The sequence below is a fragment of the Corynebacterium pilosum DSM 20521 = CIP 103422 genome (assembly GCF_000373805.1).
GTDB lineage: Bacteria > Actinomycetota > Actinomycetes > Mycobacteriales > Mycobacteriaceae > Corynebacterium > Corynebacterium pilosum.
This window is the reverse complement of record NZ_KB892468.1, coordinates 108,774-131,834: the sequence shown is the minus strand read 5'-3', so window position 1 is coordinate 131,834 and position 23,061 is coordinate 108,774. Positions and strand designations below refer to the sequence as shown.

General features: G+C 61.9%; 22 protein-coding genes. 15 read left to right on the top strand and 7 right to left on the bottom strand.

Going from position 1 to position 23,061, the window contains the following annotated elements; translation table 11 throughout:
• Positions 1–6 precede the first annotated feature (6 nt).
• Entirely contained in the window at positions 7–1,347 is a 1,341-nt protein-coding gene (locus tag B097_RS0109845; RefSeq protein WP_018582359.1) for an ABC transporter substrate-binding protein, read from the top strand.
• A gap of 39 nt (positions 1,348–1,386) precedes the next feature.
• The gene (locus tag B097_RS0109840; protein ID WP_018582358.1) at positions 1,387–2,520 is read left to right on the top strand and encodes an ABC transporter ATP-binding protein; all 1,134 of its coding nucleotides are present in this window, start codon (positions 1,387–1,389) and stop codon (positions 2,518–2,520) included.
• Positions 2,521–2,828: 308 nt separating this feature from the next.
• Here the strand turns inward: B097_RS0109840 and B097_RS0109830 are convergent, their stop codons facing one another.
• Together B097_RS0109830 and B097_RS0109820 are read right to left on the bottom strand one after the other, a co-directional pair.
• Entirely contained in the window at positions 2,829–4,055 is a 1,227-nt protein-coding gene (locus B097_RS0109830) for an LCP family protein (RefSeq protein WP_081618047.1), read from the bottom strand.
• Positions 4,056–4,093: 38 nt separating this feature from the next.
• Positions 4,094–4,801 carry a CPBP family intramembrane glutamic endopeptidase gene (locus B097_RS0109820; RefSeq protein ID WP_018582354.1) on the bottom strand — a complete coding sequence of 236 codons (708 nt, stop codon included), beginning with the start codon at positions 4,799–4,801 and terminating at the stop codon, positions 4,094–4,096.
• 15 nt (positions 4,802–4,816) lie between these two features.
• Between B097_RS0109820 and pheA the strand changes: the two genes are divergently transcribed.
• Together pheA and B097_RS0109810 are read left to right on the top strand one after the other, a co-directional pair.
• Positions 4,817–5,740, top strand: a complete 924-nt coding sequence (gene pheA, locus B097_RS0109815; RefSeq protein WP_018582353.1) for a prephenate dehydratase — start codon at positions 4,817–4,819, stop codon at positions 5,738–5,740.
• Positions 5,741–6,337, top strand: a complete 597-nt coding sequence (locus B097_RS0109810) for a histidine phosphatase family protein (protein WP_018582352.1) — start codon at positions 5,741–5,743, stop codon at positions 6,335–6,337.
• On the opposite strand, the gene B097_RS0109805 is transcribed toward B097_RS0109810, so the two are convergent.
• Genes B097_RS0109805 through B097_RS0109795 form a run of 3 tightly spaced genes read right to left on the bottom strand, consistent with a single transcriptional unit; the run spans position 6,334 to position 8,516 of the window.
• Positions 6,334–6,681: a metallopeptidase family protein gene (locus B097_RS0109805; protein WP_018582351.1), complete on the bottom strand. Its 348-nt coding sequence runs from the start codon at positions 6,679–6,681 to the stop codon at positions 6,334–6,336. The genes B097_RS0109810 and B097_RS0109805 overlap by 4 nt on opposite strands.
• Positions 6,678–7,754 (bottom strand): septum formation family protein, encoded by a 1,077-nt coding sequence (locus B097_RS0109800; protein ID WP_018582350.1) that lies wholly within the window; start codon positions 7,752–7,754, stop codon positions 6,678–6,680. The genes B097_RS0109805 and B097_RS0109800 overlap by 4 nt, the downstream gene beginning before the upstream one ends.
• A gap of 9 nt (positions 7,755–7,763) precedes the next feature.
• Positions 7,764–8,516, bottom strand: a complete 753-nt coding sequence (locus B097_RS0109795; RefSeq protein ID WP_018582349.1) for a GntR family transcriptional regulator — start codon at positions 8,514–8,516, stop codon at positions 7,764–7,766.
• Positions 8,517–8,629: 113 nt separating this feature from the next.
• Between B097_RS0109795 and serS the strand changes: the two genes are divergently transcribed.
• Genes serS through glpK form a run of 4 tightly spaced genes read left to right on the top strand, consistent with a single transcriptional unit; the run spans position 8,630 to position 13,075 of the window.
• Entirely contained in the window at positions 8,630–9,889 is a 1,260-nt protein-coding gene (gene serS, locus B097_RS0109790; RefSeq protein ID WP_018582348.1) for a serine--tRNA ligase, read from the top strand.
• Positions 9,890–10,756: a lysophospholipid acyltransferase family protein gene (locus tag B097_RS0109785; RefSeq protein WP_018582347.1), complete on the top strand. Its 867-nt coding sequence runs from the start codon at positions 9,890–9,892 to the stop codon at positions 10,754–10,756. It abuts the gene before it with no gap.
• Between the two features lie 3 nt (positions 10,757–10,759).
• Positions 10,760–11,575, top strand: a complete 816-nt coding sequence (locus B097_RS0109780) for an HAD family hydrolase (protein WP_018582346.1) — start codon at positions 10,760–10,762, stop codon at positions 11,573–11,575.
• Between the two features lie 24 nt (positions 11,576–11,599).
• The gene (gene glpK / locus B097_RS0109775; RefSeq protein ID WP_018582345.1) at positions 11,600–13,075 is read left to right on the top strand and encodes a glycerol kinase GlpK; all 1,476 of its coding nucleotides are present in this window, start codon (positions 11,600–11,602) and stop codon (positions 13,073–13,075) included.
• On the opposite strand, the gene B097_RS0109770 is transcribed toward glpK, so the two are convergent.
• Positions 13,072–15,012 (bottom strand): N-acetylmuramoyl-L-alanine amidase, encoded by a 1,941-nt coding sequence (locus B097_RS0109770; protein WP_018582344.1) that lies wholly within the window; start codon positions 15,010–15,012, stop codon positions 13,072–13,074. The genes glpK and B097_RS0109770 overlap by 4 nt on opposite strands.
• A gap of 166 nt (positions 15,013–15,178) precedes the next feature.
• Between B097_RS0109770 and glf the strand changes: the two genes are divergently transcribed.
• Positions 15,179–16,369 carry a UDP-galactopyranose mutase gene (gene glf / locus B097_RS0109765; protein ID WP_018582343.1) on the top strand — a complete coding sequence of 397 codons (1,191 nt, stop codon included), beginning with the start codon at positions 15,179–15,181 and terminating at the stop codon, positions 16,367–16,369.
• Here glf and B097_RS12840 read toward each other — a convergent pair.
• Positions 16,366–17,544 (bottom strand): HNH endonuclease signature motif containing protein, encoded by a 1,179-nt coding sequence (locus B097_RS12840; RefSeq protein WP_147287088.1) that lies wholly within the window; start codon positions 17,542–17,544, stop codon positions 16,366–16,368. The genes glf and B097_RS12840 overlap by 4 nt on opposite strands.
• 290 nt (positions 17,545–17,834) lie before the next feature.
• On the opposite strand from B097_RS12840, the gene B097_RS0109755 reads away from it, so the two are divergent.
• From B097_RS0109755 to B097_RS0109730, 6 genes are all read left to right on the top strand, one after another.
• Complete coding sequence (locus B097_RS0109755) at positions 17,835–18,422, top strand: three-helix bundle dimerization domain-containing protein (protein WP_018582341.1); 588 nt, start codon at positions 17,835–17,837, stop codon at positions 18,420–18,422.
• A 218-nt stretch (positions 18,423–18,640) separates the two neighbouring features.
• Positions 18,641–18,799: a hypothetical protein gene (locus B097_RS13585; protein WP_018582340.1), complete on the top strand. Its 159-nt coding sequence runs from the start codon at positions 18,641–18,643 to the stop codon at positions 18,797–18,799.
• A gap of 63 nt (positions 18,800–18,862) precedes the next feature.
• Positions 18,863–19,459: a three-helix bundle dimerization domain-containing protein gene (locus B097_RS0109745; RefSeq protein ID WP_018582339.1), complete on the top strand. Its 597-nt coding sequence runs from the start codon at positions 18,863–18,865 to the stop codon at positions 19,457–19,459.
• Between the two features lie 162 nt (positions 19,460–19,621).
• Positions 19,622–21,574, top strand: coding sequence for a glycosyltransferase (locus tag B097_RS0109740; protein ID WP_018582338.1), 1,953 nt, complete (start codon positions 19,622–19,624; stop codon positions 21,572–21,574).
• A complete protein-coding gene (locus B097_RS0109735) occupies positions 21,561–22,067 on the top strand; it encodes a phosphatase PAP2 family protein (RefSeq protein WP_018582337.1) in 507 nt (168 codons plus the stop codon). Before B097_RS0109740 ends, B097_RS0109735 begins: the two co-directional genes overlap by 14 nt.
• Positions 22,064–23,056 (top strand): decaprenyl-phosphate phosphoribosyltransferase, encoded by a 993-nt coding sequence (locus B097_RS0109730; protein WP_018582336.1) that lies wholly within the window; start codon positions 22,064–22,066, stop codon positions 23,054–23,056. Before B097_RS0109735 ends, B097_RS0109730 begins: the two co-directional genes overlap by 4 nt.
• Positions 23,057–23,061 lie beyond the last annotated feature (5 nt).

Genomic DNA, 23,061 nt, shown 5'->3' with positions numbered 1-23,061 from the left:
ATCATCATGAACCCGTTGAACATCAACCTGTCTCGTCGTGCAGCCCTCGGCCTTGGTGCTGTCACCGCTTCCTCCCTCGCTCTGACCGCCTGCGCAGGCACCGGCGGCGGTGGCGGCAATGGCGGCGGTGGCGGTAATGGTGGCGGTGGCCAGGATTCCGGTGGCCCACTGCAGTTCTGGTCCAACCACCCAGGCTCCTCCCAGGACATGGAGCGCGAGATTATCGACGAGTGGAACGCTGCAAACCCGGACATCCAGGTCGAACTGGTCACCGGTGGCTCCAACTACGAAGAGCTGGGCCAGAAGTTCAACGCCGCACTGTCTGGCGGCCAGCTGCCTGACATCATTGTTGCGTCCGACGTGACCTGGTTCAACTTCGCGCTCAACGGCCAGACCACCAACCTGGACGAATACTGGGACAAGGCCGGCGTGGACAAGGATTCCTTCGTGACCACCCTGGTGGAGGACTACGCCTACGACGGCAAGCACTTCGGCGTTCCATACTGCCGCTCGACCTGCCTGATGTACTGGAACACTGAGATGCTGGCTGAGGCTAGCCTGCCATCCGACCGTGGCCCAGAGACCTGGGAAGAGTTCGCAGAGTGGGCGCCACAGCTCAAGGAAATCACCGGCGACAACCCAGTCGTGGTTGTTCCTGATGGCTCCAACTACCTGGACTGGTACTTCCAGGGCATGGTGTGGGCATTCGGTGGCGCATACTCCCAGGAGTGGGAGCCAACCTTCACCGCACCAGAGACCATCGAGGCTGGCGAGTTCCTGAAAGAGCAGGTTGAGCTGGGCCACATCGAGATCTCGACCGACCCAACCGTCGCATTCGGCAACGGCAACTCCGCAGCACTGCTGCAGTCCACCGGCTCCCTGGGTGGCCTGACGGAGACCGCGTCCATCGAATTCATCACCACCTACCTGCCTGGCCCTGGCCCATCCTGCCCAACCGGCGGCGCTGGCGTGGCAATCCCATCCGGAATCGCTGAGGAGCGCAAGGTCAACGCACTGAAGTTCATCGACTTCCTCACCAACACCGAGAACACCATTAAGTTCTCCCAGGCAACCGGCTACATGCCAGTGCGCGAGGACGCTATTGAGCACCCAGACGAGGTGGCTTACCTGGAGGAGAACCCGAACGCGAAGACCGCGATCGAGCAGCTGAACGAAAACACCCAGCCACAGGACTACGCTCGCGTGTTCGTCCCAGGCGGCGGCGCACGTATCGGCGGCGTCCTCGACGAGATCACCCTGCAGGGCAAGGACGTCACTGAGGCATTCACCCAGCTGGGCGAGGAAACTCAGAAGGTCATCGAGCGCGACATCGAGCCACTGCTGTAATCGTCGTTAAGTACAACCCACTGAAAGGAGGGAGCCTTTATGGCGACTGTTGAATTCCGCCAGGCTTCCCGCATTTATGATCCGGCCCGCCCACCAGCTGTGAGCCGAGTCAACCTGGATATCGCCGATGGCGAATTCTTAGTGCTCGTCGGCCCATCCGGCTGCGGCAAGTCCACCACCCTGCGCATGCTCGCAGGCCTGGAGCCGGTTGATGAAGGCCAGATCTTCATCGATGGCGAGGACGTGACCGAGCTGCGCGCCCGCGACCGTGACGTTGCCATGGTGTTCCAGTCCTACGCGCTGTACCCCAACATGACGGCGCGGCAGAACATGTCTTTCGCGCTGGAGAACCAGAAGATAGACAAGGCGACTATCGACGAGCGCGTGGCGTTTGCCACCAAGATGCTGGAGCTGGAAGACCTCATCGATAAGAAACCGTCGGCGATGTCCGGTGGTCAGCGCCAGCGTGTGGCCATGGGGCGTGCGATCGTACGTCAGCCGAAGGTGTTCCTCATGGATGAGCCGCTGTCCAACCTGGACGCGAAGCTCCGCGTGTCTACCCGCGCGCAGATTGCGGCTTTGCAGCGTGAGCTGGGCACGACCACGGTGTACGTCACCCACGACCAGACCGAGGCCATGACCCTGGGCGACCGGGTGTGCGTGTTGAAGAACGGCATCCTCCAGCAGGTAGATGCCCCCGGCGTCCTCTACGAGAACCCTGGCAACACCTTCGTGGCAACCTTCATCGGCTCTCCAGCAATGACCCTGCTGGACGGCGTGACCGTCAGCAATGGCCGCGCAGTGCTTGGTGAGGGCCACAAGATGGATCTGGGAATGACCGCAGAGCAGGCCTCCAAGGTCGTTGCCGGCAAGGTCATTCTGGGTGTGCGCCCAGAAAACTGGGAGATCGCTTCCATCGGGGCCGATGCCCCAGCAGGTGAGCCGACGGTACCTCTCGAGGTGGCCATCGTGGAGCACCTCGGTGGCGAGCAGTTCGCTTACTGCTCTCCGATCATGACTGCGAACTCGCCAGTGTCGGTTCGTGGCGATCGCGTCACGGTCCGTGCGCCGAAAGGCACCCTGGATCAGGGCGACATCATTCACGTTCGCCCGGTTCCTGGTGGTTGTGTCTTCTTCGATCCGGAGACGGAAATCAACCTGAACTACCTCTAGTAGCCGCAGACCTTTAGATCCCGCGCTGTCCTCGTCGACAAGCGCGGGATTTCTGCGTTTACGGCAAGTTCATCTGAAAATCACCAGATGTACCTCGTGTTTGCACGTTTCACACAGAAAGTATCTCTACGGTAGGCGTTAAGAAACGAGGGAAAGGGGCAGAAGCCATGGCCTCCACATTTTTACAACGCGTCCGCGACCGCCAGGTGCGGCCTGCGGACACGCCGCCGACGCGCGAGCAGACTGTGCGCCGCCTCCGCGAAGATATGGCCGTGCTGGATCAGCAGCACGACCAGCTTCGGCAAGCGTCAGCGCAGCGGGGCAAATAGTTCCTCTGCGGCGTACCCGTCCCAGATGACGACGTTGCCCACGTAGGTATCCATGAAGCCGCCGATCGGCACGGTCTCTGCGTTCACGCCGCGGCTCATCGCCCACGCCATGCGGCCCAAGTGCCAGAGGTGGTCACCCTCGCCGACAAGCACCGCACCCGTGCCACTGAACAGTAGCGATGTCATCCGGATCGGGTTGAGCAGCGTGCCAGGCGATGCGACCTTATCGACGAGCGCCCCGAAGAACTGACGCTGACGAGCAACGCGGTCTATATCACCTTGGGCGGTAGCGCGGGTACGCACATAGCCCAGCGCGGTAGCGCCATCCATCTTCTGGCAGCCGGGCTGCACATCGAGAGCCGCCAACGGGTCCTGAATGGGCTGGTCCACGCAGATTTCTACGCCGCCGATGGCATCGACAACCCCGGCCAGGCCACCCATACCAATTTCCATGTAGTGGTCGATGCGCAGGCCAGTGGCTTGCTCGACGGTTTCAGATAGCAGTTTCGGGCCACCATAGGCGAAGGCAGCGTTGATCTTGTCCTCGCCATAACCAGGAATATTCATCAGCGAGTCGCGCGGGATACTGATCAGGGTGGACTCGCCCATATTAGGGATGTGTAGCACCATGATGGTGTCGGTGCGGCTGGGGCCCACGTCGCCGCCGGTGCCCAGCCGTTCAATATCGTTTTCGCTCAGGCCCTGGCGGGAGTCCGAACCTACGAGTAGCCAGTTCGTGCCCGACGTATTGGCGATCGGTTGGTCGGGGAAGGCGTCGACACGCGTGAGCCTGCTGTCGCCCCACAAAACGAGGACGACCGCGAGCACCAGCACAATGGCTAGCAGGGAACTGCAGCCGGAGAAGCAGCCGATGCGGCGCCGTGGCCTGCGTCGGGGGCGGGGTGCGCGTGTCGACGAGCGACTGGGCCGTTGAGAGACTTGGAGGGGAACATCGTCGTAAGGCGCGCGGCGGGGTTCATAATGTGGGCGCGGTTCATAGCTCTGGCGCGGCGCGTAGTCTTGGCGCGGCCGTTCCGGCGGAAGCTGCTGTTGGGGCCTCTCTTGCGGGCGCGGGCGACGACGCACGGGGCGACCGTAGCGGTCAAGCAGCGGTTTCCCGTCGCGGCCAATCACAAAGTCCTCAGAGTCCCCATGGTCTCCGTTGGCCCCGTGGTTGGCGCCTTGGTTGTAGAAGTCCCTCGACATGGTGCTTATCGTAGCGCTTGCACCGATGACCTCCCTAGTTAAAGGCCAAGCCAACTCAGATCCAACAGGAGGTAGCCAACAAACGCTACGGCATCAATCAGGAAGTGGGCGATAATCAGCGGCCAGACCCTGCCGGTGCGGTAATAGAAGTAGCCGTAGACAAGCCCCATGACAATATTGCCCAGGCCAGCGGATACCCCTTGGTAGAGGTGGTAGGAGCCGCGCAGTACACTCGACGCGCCGATCGCGGCCCACGCCGGCCAGCGCAGCTGTTTCAGCCGCGTGATCAGCCACATCACCACCACGACTTCCTCGCCGAAGGCGTTGGCCGCGCTCCACAACAGCAGGAGGGGGATCTCGACGGCGTCGGTCGTCGGCACGACCTCCTTGCTTAACCCAAGGTTCAGCGCCACGACGTACAGCACAAGGCCGGGGATGCCGATCACCGCCGCGAGGATGGCTGCCCAGCCCACGTCGCCCCAGCGGGGCCGGGGCAGGCGCTCACCCAGCAGGAAGAGGGCCAGCCCGCCCCACGCAAAGAGGGTGGCGGCGCTGGCGAGCTGCAGCCCAACATCCAACCAGGCTGTCTGGCTGGCCGCGTCATTGAGGACTACTTGTTGGTCGTTGAGTGCTTCGGGGGCGGTCAGCGCGTCGATTAGCCGGAGGACGGACCGCAGCCCACTCATACCAAAAGTGATGGTGAGAACCAGGAGGATCTCGGTGGAAATGCGCTTCACCTGCACCACTGTAGGCTAGATCGCATGACAACCGTTGCTTTCCTTGGTCCCGCAGGCACGTTTACCGAAGAAGCTTTGTGGAAGTTTCACGATCGCGGGGTCTTTGGCCCAGGTGATGTGGAATTACTTCCTGTTGATTCGCCTTCGGCGGCGCTGCACGCGGTACGTGACGACGAGGCCGACTGGGCCGTGGTGGCCATCGAAAATTCGGTGGACGGTGCCGTCACCTCCACTACCGATGCGTTGATCGAGGCTCCTGGAGTGCAGATTTACCATGAGTTGGAGCTGCCGATCAGTTTCGCGATCATGACGCGCCCGGGCACCTCGCTTGCCGACGCCAAGATCTTCTCCACCCATCCCGTCGCCCAGCGCCAGGTCCGCGACTGGGTGACAAAGAATATGCCGCACGTCACCTATACGGGTGCCACCTCGAATGCGGCGGCCGCCCAGGCGGTGGCGGAGGGCTCTGCCGATGTCGCCGCGGCGCCGCTGCGGGCCGCGAACCTGTTCGGGCTGGAGGTGCACGCGGAGGGGATCGCGGATATGGCGACGGCCCAGACCCGCTTCATCGCCGTGGGGCACACGGGCAAGCCGACGGCGCGCACGGGTGCGGACCGTACGTTCGTTGTCTTTGACCTGCCGAATGAGCCCGGCACGCTCGTCGGCGCGCTGCAGGAATTCGCGTACCGCGGGGTGAATATGTCGCGCATTGAGTCTCGCCCGACGCGAAAAGAGGCCAGGACCTATAATTTCTATGTCGACTTGGTGGGACATATCGACGATGCGCCCCTGGCCGAAGCGCTGCGCAACCTGTGGCTGCGCGCCAACACCGTGACTTTCCTCGGTTCGTGGCCCGCTGCCAGCCAGAGCCAGAGTTCGCTTATCGACGATGAGGCCCGCCTTGCAGAAGCAACTGATTGGGTCCGGAAGGCCCGGGAAGGACACTAAATGCTCATCCTGCTGCGCCACGGCCAAACCACTTCCAATGTGGCACGTGCGCTAGATACCGCTCTGCCGGGTGCGCCGTTGACGGAGTTAGGCCAGCAGCAGGCCCGCGAGGTCGGGCCCGAGCTGATGGATCTGTACGGCCCGAACGCGGTGGTCACCTCGGAGGCGCTGCGTGCGCGCCAGACCGGGCAGCTCGCTTTCGATCCCTTCTTCGATCACATTCCCGCCGTGTCCGGTCTGCAGGAAATTACTGCGGGCGAGCATGAGATGCAGAATTCTTTCGAGGCGCACGAGTCCTATCACGGCATCGTGCATTCGTGGTTCGACGGCAGCTCTGACCAGGCTATTCCCGGTGGTGAGGACGCGCACCAGTTTTTGCACCGCTACCAAGGTGGGGTGGCAGAGGCGCTGCGGGGTGAGGATAGCTCGGCTGTCGTGGTCTCCCACGGCGCGGCGATCAGAATGTTTGCGGTGCGTGCAGCCGGCATCGATCCGAAATTCGCCGTCCGCAACCCGCTGCCGAACTGCCGCTTCGTGGTGCTCAACCCCACGGACACGTTTGGTCAGTGGGAGCTGGTGCGCTGGGGCGATAACTAGCTGTAGCCCAAGCGGTGCAGGTCCTCTTCCTCGAGTCCGAAATAGTGGCCCACCTCGTGCAACACGGTGACGCGGACCTCGCGGCGCAGCTCCTCGAGATCACGCGAGTACCGTTCGAGGGGCTCTTTATAGATGAAGATGGCGTTAGGTAAGAAGCCCGTGTGGTTGGCGTGCTGCTGCGGTAGCGGCACGCCCTCGAAGAGCCCTAGGAGGTGCGGCCGCTCCTCGTTATAGGGCCGGGCTAAGACGACGACATTGCGCATCCGCTGGGCGAACTCTTCGGGCAGTTCGTCCAGGGCGTCGTCGATAAGCGATTCAAAGACTTCGTCGCTGACCTTCGTCACTGTGCGGGTGCTTCCTCTGATGCTGGGGTCTGTGGCTCACGGATCGGGTCGCGTGGCGGCTGCTCGGCTGGCGGTTGGCCGTCGATGGTGAAGCCCTCGCGGCCCCCAGTCGCTGAACCCTTCAGGGTGGAGAACCCGCCCTCTTCGTTCGCGTGGACCAAGCTACAGTTCACGGAGCGCGAACCCCCATCCCAGCTGGCCGCGGGCAGTGTGCCCCAGTAGGGCTGCAGCGTGGATTGGTAGAGCTGCTCCTCGCCGCCCAAGTAATCCATGGCGGCTTGGGTGCACACTTCCTTCAGGTGGTCGTCCTGCTCCTCCAGGGTGGGGGTGTGATCGGGGAAGACTGGGTTGAGGTCTTCGATGTGTGTGACCTCGAGCTGATGGTCCTCGCCACAATCGACGATGTGCAGCACGTTGGAGTTATCCGCGCTCATGCACTGGCCGGGATCGGCGACGCGCGCCTGGTCCTGGTCTGCGGCGCGGCCCTCGGTGAGTTGGGGGACACCATCGGCGTCGGTGACTTGCAGGCCGCACAGCATGGTGCGGTCGCCACGCTCCCAGGCTTCCGCGGACGGCAGGATCGGGGCGATGGAGTACTTCCCGACGGGATCGTAACGGCCATCAAGATAGCGGATCGTCGGAGTGTGGCACAGCTCTTCGCGCAGCTGGGCCTGTCGGGTCTGGCTAGGCATCTCCGCCTCGCTGCCGAACTCGCTGGTGGGGTAGGTGGCTAGGTCCTCACGTACTGATACCTCGAAGCGGTGCGGGGTATCGCAACTGGTCTGTTCGAAGGCGGTGATCTCCCCCTGGTCGTCTACTTCCCACGTCAGGCAGGCGCCCTGGTTCGCGGTGGTGAATGGGGCGACGGATTCTTGAGTGTCGCTGCCTTCGGCACCCCCGTTTGCTCCGCCGTTGGCGCTGTCGACTCCGCCCCCTTCAGCCTGGTTGGACACTGGGTCTGCGTTGCGGTCCGCGACTACGGAGTACGAACCGGCGCCGACGACGCCGACCAGTATGGCAAAAAGTAAGCCCGTTACACCGGCTCGCGAACGCCAGGTAGAAGAAGTAGCCATGCCCCAACCCTACTCAAGCCCGCGCCCTACGCGAGTATTCAGCCGGTACCTATCTGTCCGGTACACAGACGAACACAGCTCGACGGGGTGCTCGCCGGAGCGCGCAAAGCGCACGATGCGGAGCAACGGGCTGCCGGGAGAGACGTCGAGGAGGGCGGCTGCCTGGTCGTCGGCGGCCACGGCGGTGACGGTTTGGTCGGCTTCGGTTACGGGGAGGCCGTAGTTTTCGTCGAGAAGCGTGTAGACGGAGTTATAGACGTCATTTTCTAGCAGGTCGGGCGTGAGTTGGCCGTTGTACCAGGCGTCGTCGATGGCGTAGGGTTCGCCGTCGCCAAGCCGCAGGCGGCGCAGGTGAATGTGCTCTTGACTAGGTTCCGTGTTGAAAAATGCGCCCACGTTATCCGGGGCGGTGGCGCGTGCGGAGAGCAAGATTTTCGACGAGGCCGCGACCTTCTGCGCGCGCATCTCCTCAGAGAAAGAGGCAAGTTGCAGCTTGCTGACCAGGGGGTTCGGCGCGACGAAGGTGCCTTTCCCGCGGACGCGACGCAGCTTGCCGGCCGCCACCAGGTCACCAATTGCGCGCCGTACGGTGATGCGGGAGACACCGTAGGTTTCTTCGAGGACGCGTTCGCCTGGCAGGAGATCGCCCGGTGAGAGTTCCCGTTCGCAGAGTTGCTCGAGGATTGCGCGCAGCTGGGCGTGCTTCGGCACGGGTCCATCGGTGATGGTCCGTTTCGGAAGTTCGGGTGCGGCGCGATCCATACACACCATCATACGCCACTGGTTATTACCAGCTCAACCGTTTGTATGACAGGTAGGTCACGTCGGCGGGGGCAGGCGGAAAATGGGAGGCGTTGGCGGTAGGGTTAGTCACTGTGATTGATCTGAAAATGCTCCGTGAGAACCCCGACCGCGTCCGCGATTCGCAGAAGAACCGCGGGGAGGACCCTGCGCTTGTCGACGAGCTGCTCTCCGCCGACGAGGCGCGCCGCGCCGCCATCGCCAACGCCGACACACTGCGTGGTGAGCAAAAGGCGTTTGGCAAGAAGATCGGGCAGGCCGCGCCCGAGGACCGCCCAGCCCTGCTGGAAGGCTCTAATGAGCTCAAGGCCAAGGTCAAGCAGGCCGAGGAGGAGCAGAAGGCCGCCGAAGAGCGCGTGGTGGAGCTGCAGTACAAGCTCTCCAATGTCGTCGAAGGAGCACCCGCTGGTGGCGAGGATGACTTCGTGGTGCTGGAACACATCGGCGAGATCCCGGAGTTTGATTTTGAGCCAAAGGACCACCTTGAGCTGGGCGAGTCTTTGGGCATGATCGACATGGCGCGCGGCACGAAGGTCGGCGGCGCCCGCTTCTACTACCTCACCGGCGACGGCGCCTGGATGCAGCTGGCTATGTTGCAGCTGGCTGCGGCCAAGGCCCGCGAGGCCGGATTTAAGCTGATGATCCCACCTGTGCTGGTGCGCCCGGAGATCATGCAGGGCACCGGCTTTTTGGGTGACCACTCGGACGAGATTTACTACCTCGAGCGCGATGACCTCTACCTTGTGGGCACCTCTGAGGTGGCGCTGGCTGGTTACCATCAGGACGAGATCATCGACCTGTCCGACGGCCCCATCCTGTACGCAGGCTGGTCGTCCTGCTTCCGCCGCGAGGCCGGGTCCTACGGCAAGGACACCCGCGGCATCTTGCGCGTGCACCAGTTCGACAAGCTGGAAATGTTTGTGTACTGCAAGCCGGAAGATGCCGAAGAGATGCACCAGAAGCTGCTGCAGCTGGAAAAGGAAATGCTGGCAGCAGTCGAGGTTCCCTACCGCGTCATCGATGTTGCCGGTGGTGACCTTGGCGCGTCGGCAGCCCGCAAGTTCGATACCGAGGCGTGGGTGCCCACCCAGGGCACCTACCGCGAGCTCACGTCCACCTCTAACTGCACCACGTTCCAGGGCCGCCGCCTGAACACCCGCTACCGCGACGCAGAGGGCAAGACTCAGATCGTTGCCACGCTCAACGGCACGCTGGCCACCACGCGCTGGCTGGTCGCCATCCTGGAAAATAACCAGCAGGCCGACGGCTCCGTCGTCGTGCCTGAGGCTCTGCGCCCACTTATGGGCAAAGACGTGATCACTCCGGTTAAGTAAATGGAGTACCGCTTAGTAGATGGACTGTTCGAGGTTCTGGCAACGCTGGAACCGGTCGCTGACCACCCCACGGAAGCCTCAGAGCCTTTTTACCAGTGGGTGATCCGCCGCTTGAAGAATCTGATGCGGGCGCAGGGCATCCGCATCACGGTGTATGGGACAGAGAACTTGCCGACGACCGGTGGCGCCATCATCGCGATCAACCACACCGGCTACTACGACTTCATTTTTGGCGGCATTGCGGGCTTTTTGCGCGGCAAGCGCATGGTCCGGTTCATGGCGAAGAAGGAAGTCTTCGACATCCCCATCATCGGGCATGCGATGCGCGGGATGAAACACGTGTCGGTGGACCGCTCCAACGGTGGCTCCAGCGTGGACGAAGCCGTCGAGCGCATTGAGGATGGCCAGCTGGTGGGTATCTTCCCTGAGTCGACGATTTCACGTTCTTTCGAGCTGTCAGATTTCAAAAATGGTGCCGCCCGCATCGCCCAGCAGGCCGACGCGCCCCTGATCCCCATGGTGATTTGGGGCAGCCAAAGGCTGTGGACCAAGGGTCGAAAGAAGCAGCTCGGACGCAATCACTTCCCGATCATTATTCGCCTGGGCGCCCCCATTGACACTTCCGGAGAGCCCGATGCGGTCGTCGATAAGCTCAAAGCGTCGATGCAGGAGCTTCTCGACGAATCACGCGCCGAATACTCGCGCCGGTTTGGCCCCTTCGAAGACGGTGAGGACTGGTTACCCGCGTCGATGGGTGGGTCCGCGCCCACGTTGGAGGAGGCGCGCGAGATCGATGCGAAGATCAAGGCCGAAAAGAAGGCGAAGCGTGCGCGTAAGCTAGGAAGAGACGCGCAAACAAAGGAGTAAAAAATGACACCCCGCCTGATCGTGAGTGACATCGACGGGACCTTCTTGGACTCGCACGACCGAGTCAGCCCCCGCTTACGTGACGCCGTGATGCGCGCCGTGCACGCAGGGGCAGAGGTTGCGCTGGCGACAGGCAGGCCGCACCGCTGGATATTCCCCGTGATCGACCAGTTGCCGATCCGCCCGGTCTGCGTGTGTTCCAACGGCGCAGTCCTCTACGACCCGGCTGAGGATAAGATCGTCGCCGCGCACAGCCTCGACCCCGATGCCCTGGCCACGGTGATGGCGGTTGCCCAGGATGTGTTCGGCAGCGATGTCGCCTTCGGCGTGGAGCGCGTAGGCCAATCCGCCTTCGACAGCGAGGAAGAATCCTTCCTCACCAGCCCCGGCTACGTCACCGACCTGTGGAGCGAGGCCCACGGCGTGGCACCCATCCACGAGCTTTCCGCCGAACCTGCCGTGAAGCTGATCATGCGCAACGTGAACATGACATCGGCGGAGATGTTTGACAAGGTCGCGCCACATATCGATCCCGAGACCGCCCACGTGACCTACTCAATGAATGAGGGCCTGCTGGAGCTGGCCGCGCCGGGCGTGAACAAGGCAACCGGCGTATCCACGCTGGCCGCGATGCACGGCGTTGAGCAGAAGGATGTCGCCGCCTTTGGTGACATGCCGAACGATATTGAGATGCTGGCCTGGGCCGGCACCGGGGTGGCCATGGCGAATGCCGCGCCCGTCGTGCACGACGCTGCCGACATGGTGACCACCAGCAACAATGATTTTGGCGTGGCACTGGTTTTGGAGAAGTGGTTCTAGCCGCCTCAGTGCCACAATAGATCCATGACACTGATCGCCGCCATTGACCAAGGCACGACCTCGACGCGCTGCATCATCACCGCTACCGACGGGGAGGTGGTGGCCAGCGCCCAGTATGAGCACGAGCAGATCATGCCGCGCGAGGGCTGGGTGGAACATGACCCGCTTGAACTGTGGCGTAACGTGCGCCGCGCGGTCTCAGCTGCGATGGTGGAGGTGGACGTTCCGGCCTCCCAGATCAGCGCGCTCGGGGTGACGAACCAGCGTGAAACGGCCGTGGTGTGGGATAAAACCACAGGTCAACCTGTTTATAACGCGATCGTGTGGCAGGACACACGCACGGGAAGCGATGACCAGAACCGTTATATGTCGCGCACCGGCCTGCTGGCGAATTCCTATCCCGCCGGGCCGAAGTGGGCCTGGATCCTCGACAACGTGGAGGGCGCCCGCGAACGCGCCGAGCGCGGGGAACTTCTCGCCGGCACCATCGACACGTGGCTGATCTGGCAGTTGACCGGCGGTGCGCGTGGCGACGAGAGCCGCGACGCCATGCACGTCACCGACGTGACCAACGCCTCCCGCACGCTGCTGATGGACATCGCAACCTGCCAGTGGGACGAGGACATCTGCGCGGAGCTGGGCGTTCCGACGACAATGCTGCCAACTATCGTGCCCAGCATCGGGGAGGTGGCCCGCGTACGCAAGCGCGGGACTCTGTCCGGGGTGCCGATCACCGGGGTGCTCGGCGACCAGCAGGCCGCCTTGTTTGGGCAGAACTGCCTGCGCGAAGGCGAGGGCAAAATGACCTACGGCACCGGTTTGTTCATGCTGCTCAACACCGGTGCTGTGCCGCATTTTTCAGAACACGGTTTGCTGACCACGGTGGCGTACCAGCGCGCCGGCGAAGCACCCGTGTACGCGATCGAGGGCTCGGTTGCCGTCGGCGGTTCATTGATCCAGTGGCTGCGTGACCAGATGGGCATGCTGCGTACCGCGGCCGAATCCGAAACCTTGGCAGCCCAGGTACCAGATTCCGCCGGGGTGACCATCGTCCCGGCATTTTCTGGGCTGTTCGCTCCGCGGTGGCGCGCCGACGCTCGCGGCGTGATCACTGGTCTGACCCGCTTCGTCGATAAGCGACACATCGCCCGCGCCGCACTTGAGGCAACCTGCCTGCAGACTCTCGAGGTCGCGCGCGCCATGGAGGCCGATAGCGGGGCGCGTGTCGACGAGCTGCGCGTGGACGGCGGCATGACGGACAATGCGCTGCTGATGCAGATGCAGGCCGATGTGCTCGACGCGCGTGTGATCCGGCCCGGCAATATCGAAACCACGGTGATGGGCGCGGCGTCGGCGGCGGGGATCGGGGCTGGGCTTATCGACGAGCCACTGTCCCTCGGTGCGACGCGGGCCTGGGAAAGCGAAATGGCCGGCCCCGATCGGGACCGGCTTATCGCTCAGTGGGAGGACGCCGTGGGGCGGTCCTACAACCTCAGTTAGTTGACGTTGATGTCCACTGTGTTGGTTTCAGGGTCATAGCTGATCGAGCCACCCTGGAAATCGACGCGCAGTTCGCCGTTATCGGCGGAGTATTGGTCGGTCGTCGGCAAGCCGAGTGGGCCAAGGTCCAGGCCTTGCTGCAGCCACGCGTCGGCGATCTTGCCGATCAGAGCGTGGATATCGCCCTGCTCTGGGTTGAACACGCCGATGCCGTCGTTGTAGAAGGTGTACTTCGCGCCACCCACGCCGGCCGCGGTGCCCTGGGAAGAGCCCAGCATTGGCTCGAGGGAGGCCCACGACTTCGCTAGGTCGTCGTTGCCGGTGAACTGCAAGACTGTGCCGATGTATGGGGTGATTTTGTTCAGCGTCAGGCCGGGCAGCAGTTCGATCTCGCCGACCGTCGACACGCCACCCGGCAGTGCGCCGTTAGCCGCTGCGACGACGAGAACCACGGACGCGATGGTGCCCACGGTGGCAGCGATCGCGTTCGGGTCGCCGTTGAGCAGGTCGCTGATGGAGCTGGTGGCGGCGTTGTTGTTGCCGTTGTTGTTGACGTTAGTGTTCGTACCGCCGCCGGTCGTCGTGGAATCATTGCCGGAGTCAGGGGTGCTTGGCGTGGTCGGTGTGGTTGGCGTTGACGTGGCTGGCGTCTCCGCGGTGCCGTTCATGATGGAGTCATACCGCTGCTTCGCAATGTTGCGAATGGTGCCCATCTGGCTATACAGGTGGGTACCCGGGCATTGGTTGTGGTGGAAGTCTCGGTGCGCGTTAATGTTCGGGAACATTGCGCCCTGCCCATTGGCGTACTTCGAGCCTCTGAAGCTGCCGGACATGGTCAGCCACGAGCGGCCAGTCGGATCCTGGTTTTCCTGTGCCAAACGCCAGCCGGCCATCTGGCCGACGGCCTGAAGTGCGGCCTGAGAAGGGTCCTCTGTTTCGTAGTTGCCCAGGACGGAAATGCCCCAGGTGTTGTAGTTGAAGCCACCGACGTGCGCGCCCATCACGTCGCGGTCCAAGCCACCGTAGCGGCCTTCGTAAATATTGCCGTACTTATCGACGAGGGCGTTGTAGCCCACATCGCCCCAGCCCAAGGTGGCACCGTGGTAATCCTGGATACCGCGCACAATGCCAGGTGCCTGGGCTTCGGAGTAGTTGTTTGAACCGGCGGTGTGGTGCACCGTGACGGTCTTGACCGGGGAGACGATGGTCGGGTTGCGCTGCAGGTCAGTGCGGGCACCCCAGCCTGCGCGGCTGACTACCTTTGGCATGCCGTCATAGCTGGCAGGAGCAATGTCCTGGTTCATGCCCGTGCCGCCGTCGATCATGACAACCTCAAAGTCATCAGCCTGATTTGCCACACCTGCAGAATCAGCCACTGGCTGGATCTCGCCGTGGTTGGTCGTCAGGGTAGGTTCCTCGGCGGGTTCTTCAGAAGTCTCTTCTGTAGTCTCTTCGGTGCCGACGATGTCCACGTTGGTCATGTTGACCTGGACGCGTTTGGTTGGCTCGATATAAATCAGCTCAGTGCCGTTTTTGGTTGAGCCCTCAACTTCATACATGTGGTCCAAGTCGTACCACTCCGACCATTCGCCGTTTTCGCGCTCTGCACGGACGAAGGCGGCAGTATCGGTTTCGCCTTCCCAGGTCAGGGCAAACATGGAGAATGGGACGTCGCTGGTGAATTCCTTCACGGTGCGCTGAGTTTCAGGGTCTTCGCCCTGGGTCGGCACCGCGGGATCATCGACGACGACGGATTCGCCCTCTGCGAGCGACTCCGTCATGTTCACAACTTCGGTGTCGGCGCCGCCGATGGATTGGGTTTTCATCACGTAATTACCGCCGAACACGGCAGTGATAGCCAGTGCGGCGGTAGTAAGAACGGCCAACACGGGGTTGGTCGCTGACGTGGACTTGGACAGTCTGCGTCGTTGAATCACGGTAAAGCTCCTGGAAAATTGTTACTGGTGTTATTGCAATAGACCAAAATGAATTGTAAGGCACGAAAGTGAATAATGATAGTCCTGGGGCAAAGATAGTGCTTTGTTGGCACCCTCGCGGCCGTGTTGGCCGGTGAAAAAGGCTTTGATTCGCTAGCCTTAAGGCATGACTTATGACCTCATTGTTGTTGGATCTGGTTTCTTTGGGCTCACCGTCGCGGAGCAGGCTGCTAGCGAGCTGGGGAAGCGCGTGTTGGTCGTCGAAAAGCGATCGCACCTGGGCGGAAACGCATACTCTGAGGCAGAGCCGACGACGGGCATCGAGGTGCATAAGTATGGCGCGCACCTCTTCCACACCTCGAATGATCGCGTGTGGGAGTACGTGAACCGGTTTACCGATTTCACCGATTACCAGCACCGCGTATTCGCCATGCATGATGGTTCCGCCTACCAGTTCCCGATGGGCTTGGGCCTGATCAACCAGTTCTTTGGTAAGTACTATTCGCCGGATGAGGCCCGTCAGCTGATCAAGGATCAGACCGAGGGGATGGACCCGGCCGATGCGAAGAACCTGGAGGAGCGCGGTATTGCCTTGATCGGTAAGCCGCTGTATGAGGCGTTTGTGAAGCACTACACGGCGAAGCAGTGGCAGACCGATCCGACGGAGCTGCCGGCGTCCATCATTTCGCGTTTGCCGGTGCGGTACACCTTCAATAACCGGTACTTCAACGACAAGTATGAGGGCCTGCCGGTGGATGGGTACACGGCGTGGCTGGAGAACATGGTGGCCAGCGATTTGATCGATGTGAAGCTGGATACGGACTGGTTCGAGGTGCGCGATGAGGTTCGTGCGGCTTCGCCTGACGCGCCGGTCGTGTACACGGGGCCCTTGGACCGCTACTTTGATTATGCCGAGGGGCACCTGGGGTGGCGCACGCTGGACTTTGAGATGGAGGTCCTGGAGGATACCGGCGATTTCCAGGGCACCCCGGTGATGAACTACAACGACGCTGATGTGCCGTACACCCGCATTCACGAGTTCCGCCATTTCCACCCGGAGCGCGATTACCCGAACGATAAGACGGTGATTGTGAAGGAGTACTCCCGCTTCGCCGAGGGCGATGATGAGGTGTACTACCCGATCAATACCCCGGAGGACCGGGAGAAGTTGCTTGCTTATCGACGATTGGCTGCGGCCGAGTCGGCTGAGAACAAGGTGTTGTTCGGTGGCCGTTTGGGCACGTACCAGTACTTGGATATGCACATGGCTATCGGTGCGGCGTTGAGCTTGTTTGATAATCATCTGCGTCCATACTTTGAGGATGGCGAACCGATTAACCAGGAGCGCGGCCACTAGAACGGTGGCATCTCCGGCCAGGAGGTAGCTTGTGCCTTCTTCCTGGGACCCGGTTTGCTGCGTCGCCTTTGTGCTCTTTGGGCAAAGGTTCGTGCCCATTTCTTCGCTTTCGGGGAGAGGGGGCCCTCGGCCTCGTCGACGAGGTAGGTTCCGTCGTTAAAGAGCCAGTAGACGTCGCCGGTGAATGGGTCGAGGATATAGCGGATCTCTCCATCCGTTTTCCTGTTGTGGTGGTAGCGGCAAAGACAGATCATGTTTGCTGCGGTGGTCGGGCCGCCATCGTCGTAATTGAGGCAGTGGTCTTTGTCGGTGTGCGCCGCGGGCCTGTTGCATCCGGGCCAGCGGCAGGTGCCATCCCTGCCTTCGAGGTAGGCCTTGATGCGGTTGGTGGCTGTGTAGGATTCCGTGGTTTCGGTTGCTGCCGGGTCGATGTCGCGGGTGGTGGTGGCCTCTTCCTTGGCGGTGCGGCTGTCGCGGGGCCCGAAGAAGCCGTGGGTGGATGTCCAGGCGGGGGCGTCCTCGATATCGCCTGCGGTGTACACGTTGAGGGTGACGGATACGTCGGTGCCGTTGAGGAGGATGTCCGTGTGGGCGTCGGCCAGGGACAAACTATGTTCCTTGGCGTGGGCGCGGATCACGGCATCAATCTTGCAGGTGGTGAAGGCATCCCAGGTGGTGGAGACGGTGCGGTTGCCGTCGTCGTGCTCGTCGATAGTGAAGCGCGGGTTATGTGGGTCCTCGTCGGCGGGCTCTTCAGGGCCTTCGGTGTCGTCGAGGTCCTCATTGAGTTGGCGGAGGAAGTCTTTGAGCCGGTTGACTACCTGCCGGGTGCCGGGCATGGCTTGGTTGGGTTTGGTGGGTGTGAGGTAGTTCGTGAGGAAAGAGTCCACGGCTGATTGCTTTTCCTCGTCGTCCCAGAAGGTGTTGCACGAAAGCGTTTGGCTGATCGCGCGCAGCATGTGGATGCTGACGTGACCGAGCTTCTCGATGAGGGCGTTGAGCAGCGGTAGATGTCCGAGCGTTTCGATACCGTGCATGTTGTTGGTGATCATCTGCTCGGTGTAGCCAAGGTGGGCCGTTAACTTTGCTGCGTAGACGGACCAGTCGCAGACCTGTATTTCTGGCAGGGCCTTGGTATATACGTCCCGCCAGAAGTCCAGTTCAAGCTCACGCAAGGCGGCAGCTTGCTTGGCGGCTGGTGTGTCAGCGCAGGTTGAATAGAAGGCGGTTGGTGGAATTGTTGTCGTTTGCATTGATTGCTACACCCCCTGATGCAGTCCCCGATATGTATAGACTTCATTCTAGCCCATCGTACGTACGTGCGAAATAGGAGGTGAGTAACATCACAGATGGCGAGACTGTCGTCGTTAAGCACTGCTTGCGTACTAGCTACCGCAAAGGTAAAGTTAACGGCAGGTTAACAACTGGGAAACTTAAACTTTCCCGCTAACGAAAGGCAATGAACATGACTGCCACTGTCGCCGACCGCTTCCGCATTATTCGCGAAGATCTGCATCGACGCTTCGGCGCCTCGGTGAGCGCGCGTGAGATTGATCGCGTGATCGATGAGGTGATCGACGAGCACAGTGCTCCCGCCGCGGTCGAGGATTTCGTGCCGCTGCTGGTTGAGCGTGAGGCCCGTTCCCGCCTGCTGAAGATGGGGACGAAGCGCCCCGAGGTCCTTTTTGCCTCGCGGAACAACTCGGCTCGCGCGCAGCTGGCCTACGCGTACCTGCGTCACCTGGCGGGCGATGACGTCTATGCGCGCACCGTCGGGATCGGTGGGCAGGAGCCTGTCGATCCGCTGGTCGTGCAGGTACTGGAGGAGCGTGGGATCCCGTCCGACATGCTCTATGTCCGCGACGATATCGCGCGAACCGCCCACCGCGCGGACGTCATCGTGCTGCTGGGCATCGACGACGTACCAGGTCTTCCTGGGAAGCGCTACGAGCGCTGGTCCGTGACCCATCCGCGCACGATCGACGAAGCGCGCGTTGTCGCGGACCAGGTCGAGGGTGAGGTGCGCAGGCTTCTGGCGGAGCTTGAAGCTTAACGACGAGCGCCTCGGTGAACCCAAAGTTAACCCGAAAGTTAACGCAAGGTTAACCCAAAGATCACATTAAAGTGGCCCCCATCTCTACAGGTGAGGGCCATTTTTCGCTCTTTTTACAGTGTTTCTGCAGGTCAATACTTGACATGGACCAACTAACTCGTTAAAGTTAACGGCAGGTTAACAAATGAACGGCCGGTAAACACGAAAGGAATTGAACTATGAGCATCAAATCGTTCGTCGAGCTCCTCGCTGGAAGCACCGCCACCAAGCATGCGGACAATGGCCTCACCGCCACAGAAATCCAGCAGGAGCAACAACGCGAGGCAGAGCGCCTCAACAACTGGGCAATGATGGCAGCAAGCCTGCACCGCAACTAGCGGAAGCCCCCACACACCAGAAAACAACACATGGCAACAAACACTCAATGAAAGGAGGATGCCATGACCGTTATTAACAATATCCGTAAAGACCTCTACGCCCGCTTCGCCTACTCGATCGACACCGAAGTCATCGACCAGGTGCTGGACGCGGCCTTGGAAGAGCACGCAGAACGCGCAATTGTGCAGGACTTCGTCCCAGTGCTCGCAGCTCGTGACGCGTACGACGAGCTGACTCTCTATGCGGCCCCGGCCCTGCACATTGAGTTCGCCAACCGTTCGAACCGCACCGTCGCACAGGCGGCGGCAGCAATCGCACGCGAGATGACCGGTCGTCGCGTCACGGCAACCGTCGCACCCGCCCACCCAGAGAACTCCCTCGATGAAAAGGTCGAGTGGGTCATGGATGAGCGCGGCCTGAACCGCCCGGTCGACGAGCGCGAGCACCGCACCGTGCGCACCCCGGACCTGGTGATCTACCTCGGTACCGATGAGGCGCACGACCGCGCTGGCCGCCTGGCAGACACCATCGCTGTTCCCGAGACTGACGGCATGACCGTCGACCAGGTGCGCGACATGATCGACACCTTGTCCGATCAGCTCGCCGCAATCCTGCGTGAAAAGAACATCACGACCGACAGCGCAGCGTTGCCGGCATAACACTCGAACTGCACGCAACCCTGGCTTTCTGCCGGGGTTGTCTGCATTTCAGGGCGCTTTCCGACGAAACTCATGGGCTTACGCGCGCCAACATGCCGTCCGGGGTGGCCGAAGCACTACTCTTGAGGGATAAAGAGTGCCCCGACACCGAAAGTGAGAATCGTGAAAGCTGTGGATGTTCTCCAGCGTGTGCTGCTGCCCCGCAAGGGCGAGCCGCACGACGTGCGCATGCTCTACCTTGTCGAAGCCGAGCAAAACAAGGAACGCCTGAGCTGGTCCAACCGCCACCAGGTGAAGATCCCCGCCGGCGCCGAGGTATCTTTCCAGGCATACTTCAACGCCTTCCCGGCTTCCTACTGGCGCCGCTGGTCCCAGCTGGACGAGGTCATCCTGGCCATGGATGTCACCGGCGCAGCCACGATCTCGGTCTACCGCTCCAAAGAAGACGGCACCCGCATCGCGGTCACCAACGTCAGCGCCGGCACCGACGACGATGACAAGCGCATCGAAATCCCGCTGGCGTTGAAAAACTTCGAAGACGGCGGCTGGCTCTGGTTCGACGTCACCGCAGAAGAAGACGACGTAATCGTCGATAATGCTGCGTGGTGCGCGGGCGTGGAGCCCCAGGCGCAGACCATGCCCGATGGCAGCACGGTCGGCCCCTTCGCCAAGGAAGTCGCCGTGGGCATCCCCACCTTCAACCGCCCGCGCGATGCTGTCAACGCGCTGCACGCCCTCGCCGAGGACGAAGAAGTGCTGGCAGCCATCACGCACGTGATCATGCCGGACCAAGGCAACCAGCACCCAGCCGATGAGCCCGACTTCGAAGAGGCCAAGGCTGCTCTGGGCGACCGCTTGACCATCCACTCGCAGGGCAACCTCGGCGGATCCGGCGGGTACTCGCGCATCATGTATGAGGCAACGGCGACGGACTCGCCCTACATCCTGTACATGGATGACGACATCGCCATCGAGCCCGACTCCATTCTGCGCGCTGTTCAGGCTGCGCGCTACGCGAAGAGCCCGATCCTCGTCGGCGGGCAAATGCTCAACCTGCAGGACCGCTCCCAGCTGCGCACCACGGGCGAAGCCGTCAACGGCCACGACTTCATGTGGGGAGCCGCCCCGCACGCGGTCTACGACCACGACTTCGCGAAGTACCCGCTGGGGTACATCGGCACGGAAGAGCAGCAGCGCGATCCGAAGTTCAAGGACTCCCGCGCCCTCCACCGCCGCGTGGACGTGGATTATAATGGCTGGTGGATGAACCTTTTCCCACGCGTCGTCGCCGAACACCTCGGCCTGCCACTTCCCCTGTTCATCAAGTGGGACGACACCGAGTACGCCCTGCGCGCCAAGGCCGCAGGCTTTCCGACGGTCACCTGGCCCGGCGTGGCAATCTGGCACATGGCCTGGGCCGATAAGGACGATGCCATCGATTGGCAAGCCTACTTCCACCTGCGCAACCGCCTGATCGTGGCAGCGATGTACCACGAAGGCGACTTCACGGGCATCGAGCGCTCCATCCTGAAGTCCTCCATGAAACACCTGATGTGCATGGAGTACTCCACGATGGCCATCCAGATCGAAGCGATGAAGGACGTATTGGCCGGACCGGACCAGCTTTTCGACATCCTCGAGTCCTCCCTGCCACGCATCCAGAAGGTGCGCCAGCAGTACGACGACGCCAAGATCATCGAGTCCGCCGCCGAACTTCCAGCACCGACGGGCGCGCCGGGCGTGCCGACGAGAAATATTGGCGGCCGCCTCGCTAAAATCAAGAAGATTCCGTGGCTGCTCAAGACCGTGAAGCACCTGACCACGGAGGAAAACCGCGACAACTGGGAGGCCCCGCAGCTCAACCTCACCGCAGAGGAAGCGCGCTGGTTCACCCTCTCGCGTGTGGACTCGGCCACCGTGTCCACCGCTGGCGGCACCGGTGTCGCATTCCGCAAGCGCGATAAGGAGCTGGCGAATGATCTGCTGCGCCAGACCCGCGAACTTTTGTCCGAAATCAAGAACAACTGGGATGACCTGAAGCAGCAGTACCGTACCGCGAAGCCGGAACTGGTCGCCCGCGAGAACTGGAAGAAGATTTTCGATGAGCAAGCGTGAAGCTGACGTACTCGTAGCCATTCAGAACGTGCTCTACGACGTCCCCGGTGTGAAGCCGTCGGCACGCGCTCTGTCATTCTTCGGCGAGCACAGCCTGGGGTGGATGGGCCTAAGCGCGGCAGGGGCCATCGTCGATAAGCGTCGAAAGCGTCAATGGATTGCCCTGGGCGCGGGTGCTTTTACCTCGCACGCGGCGTCGGTGGTGCTGAAGCGGATCGTGCGCCGCACGCGTCCGCATGACCCGCGGATCAAGATCGGTGTGTCTACGCCCTCGAAGTTGTCGTTCCCTTCGTCGCACTCGACATCCACGACGGCAGCGATGGTGGGGCTGGCGGACATCACTGGATCTAAAATGCCTTATCTTGGAATTCCCATCATCATGATCTCCCGTATGGTCTTAGGCGTGCACTATCCGACGGATACTATCGCCGGCGCTGCGCTTGGCGCCGCGTGCGCGAAGGCCGCGATGGAGATAGAGAGGAAGACTGCGTGAGCGAATACCAGCCTGAACAGCCCGAACCTTTTCTGAAGCCCGAACCACACACCACGGGCGTGGATGTCAACGTCGCACGCAAGGCACCGAAGAACCTGCCCGACGCCATGATCAAGGCCCTGCGCCCGAAGCAGTGGGTGAAAAACGTCCTCGTCGTCGCGGCACCCCTGGCGGCCGGCCTGGAGGCATTCACCGCGCGCACCATTGGGGACGTGGCTATCGCCTTCATCGCATTCTGCCTGGCCGCGTCGTCGATCTACTTGATCAATGATGCCCGCGACGTCGACAGTGACCGCGAGCACCCGACGAAGCGCTTCCGCCCGATCGCCTCGGGCATGCTGCCGATCAACCTGGCCTATGTGATGGCGGTGGTGCTCATCCTGGCAGCGCTCGGGGTGTCCCTGCTGGCAACGTCGGGGGTCGCGCTGGCCGTGGTCGTCGGCGTGTACATCGCTCTGCAGCTGGGGTACTGCTTCGGCTGGAAGCACATCCCGGTGATCGATATCGCCCTTGTGTCGTCTGGCTTCATGCTGCGCGCGATGGCCGGTGGTGTGGCTGCTGGCATCGAGCTATCGCAGTGGTTCCTGCTGGTCGCGGCCTTCGGTTCGCTGTTCATGGCCTCCGGTAAGCGCTACGCGGAACTCTTGCTTTCGGAGCGTACTGGTGCGAAGATCCGCAAGGCGCTGGAAGGGTACACCCCGACCTACCTGCGGTTTGTATGGACCCTGGCCGCGACGGCTGTGGTGATGAGCTACTCGCTGTGGGCATTCGAACTGTCCAACGCGACCGAGGGGGCCGGTTCTATCTGGTACCAGATCTCCCTGGTTCCGTTCGTGATCGCGATCTTGCGCTATGCCGCTGACGTCGACCGCGGCCACGGCGGCGCACCGGATGAGATCGCGCTACAGGACCGCGTGCTGCAGATTCTTGCGATCGCATGGCTCGCCTGCATCGTCATCGCGGTATATGTGATTCCTAATATTCTCTAATGTAG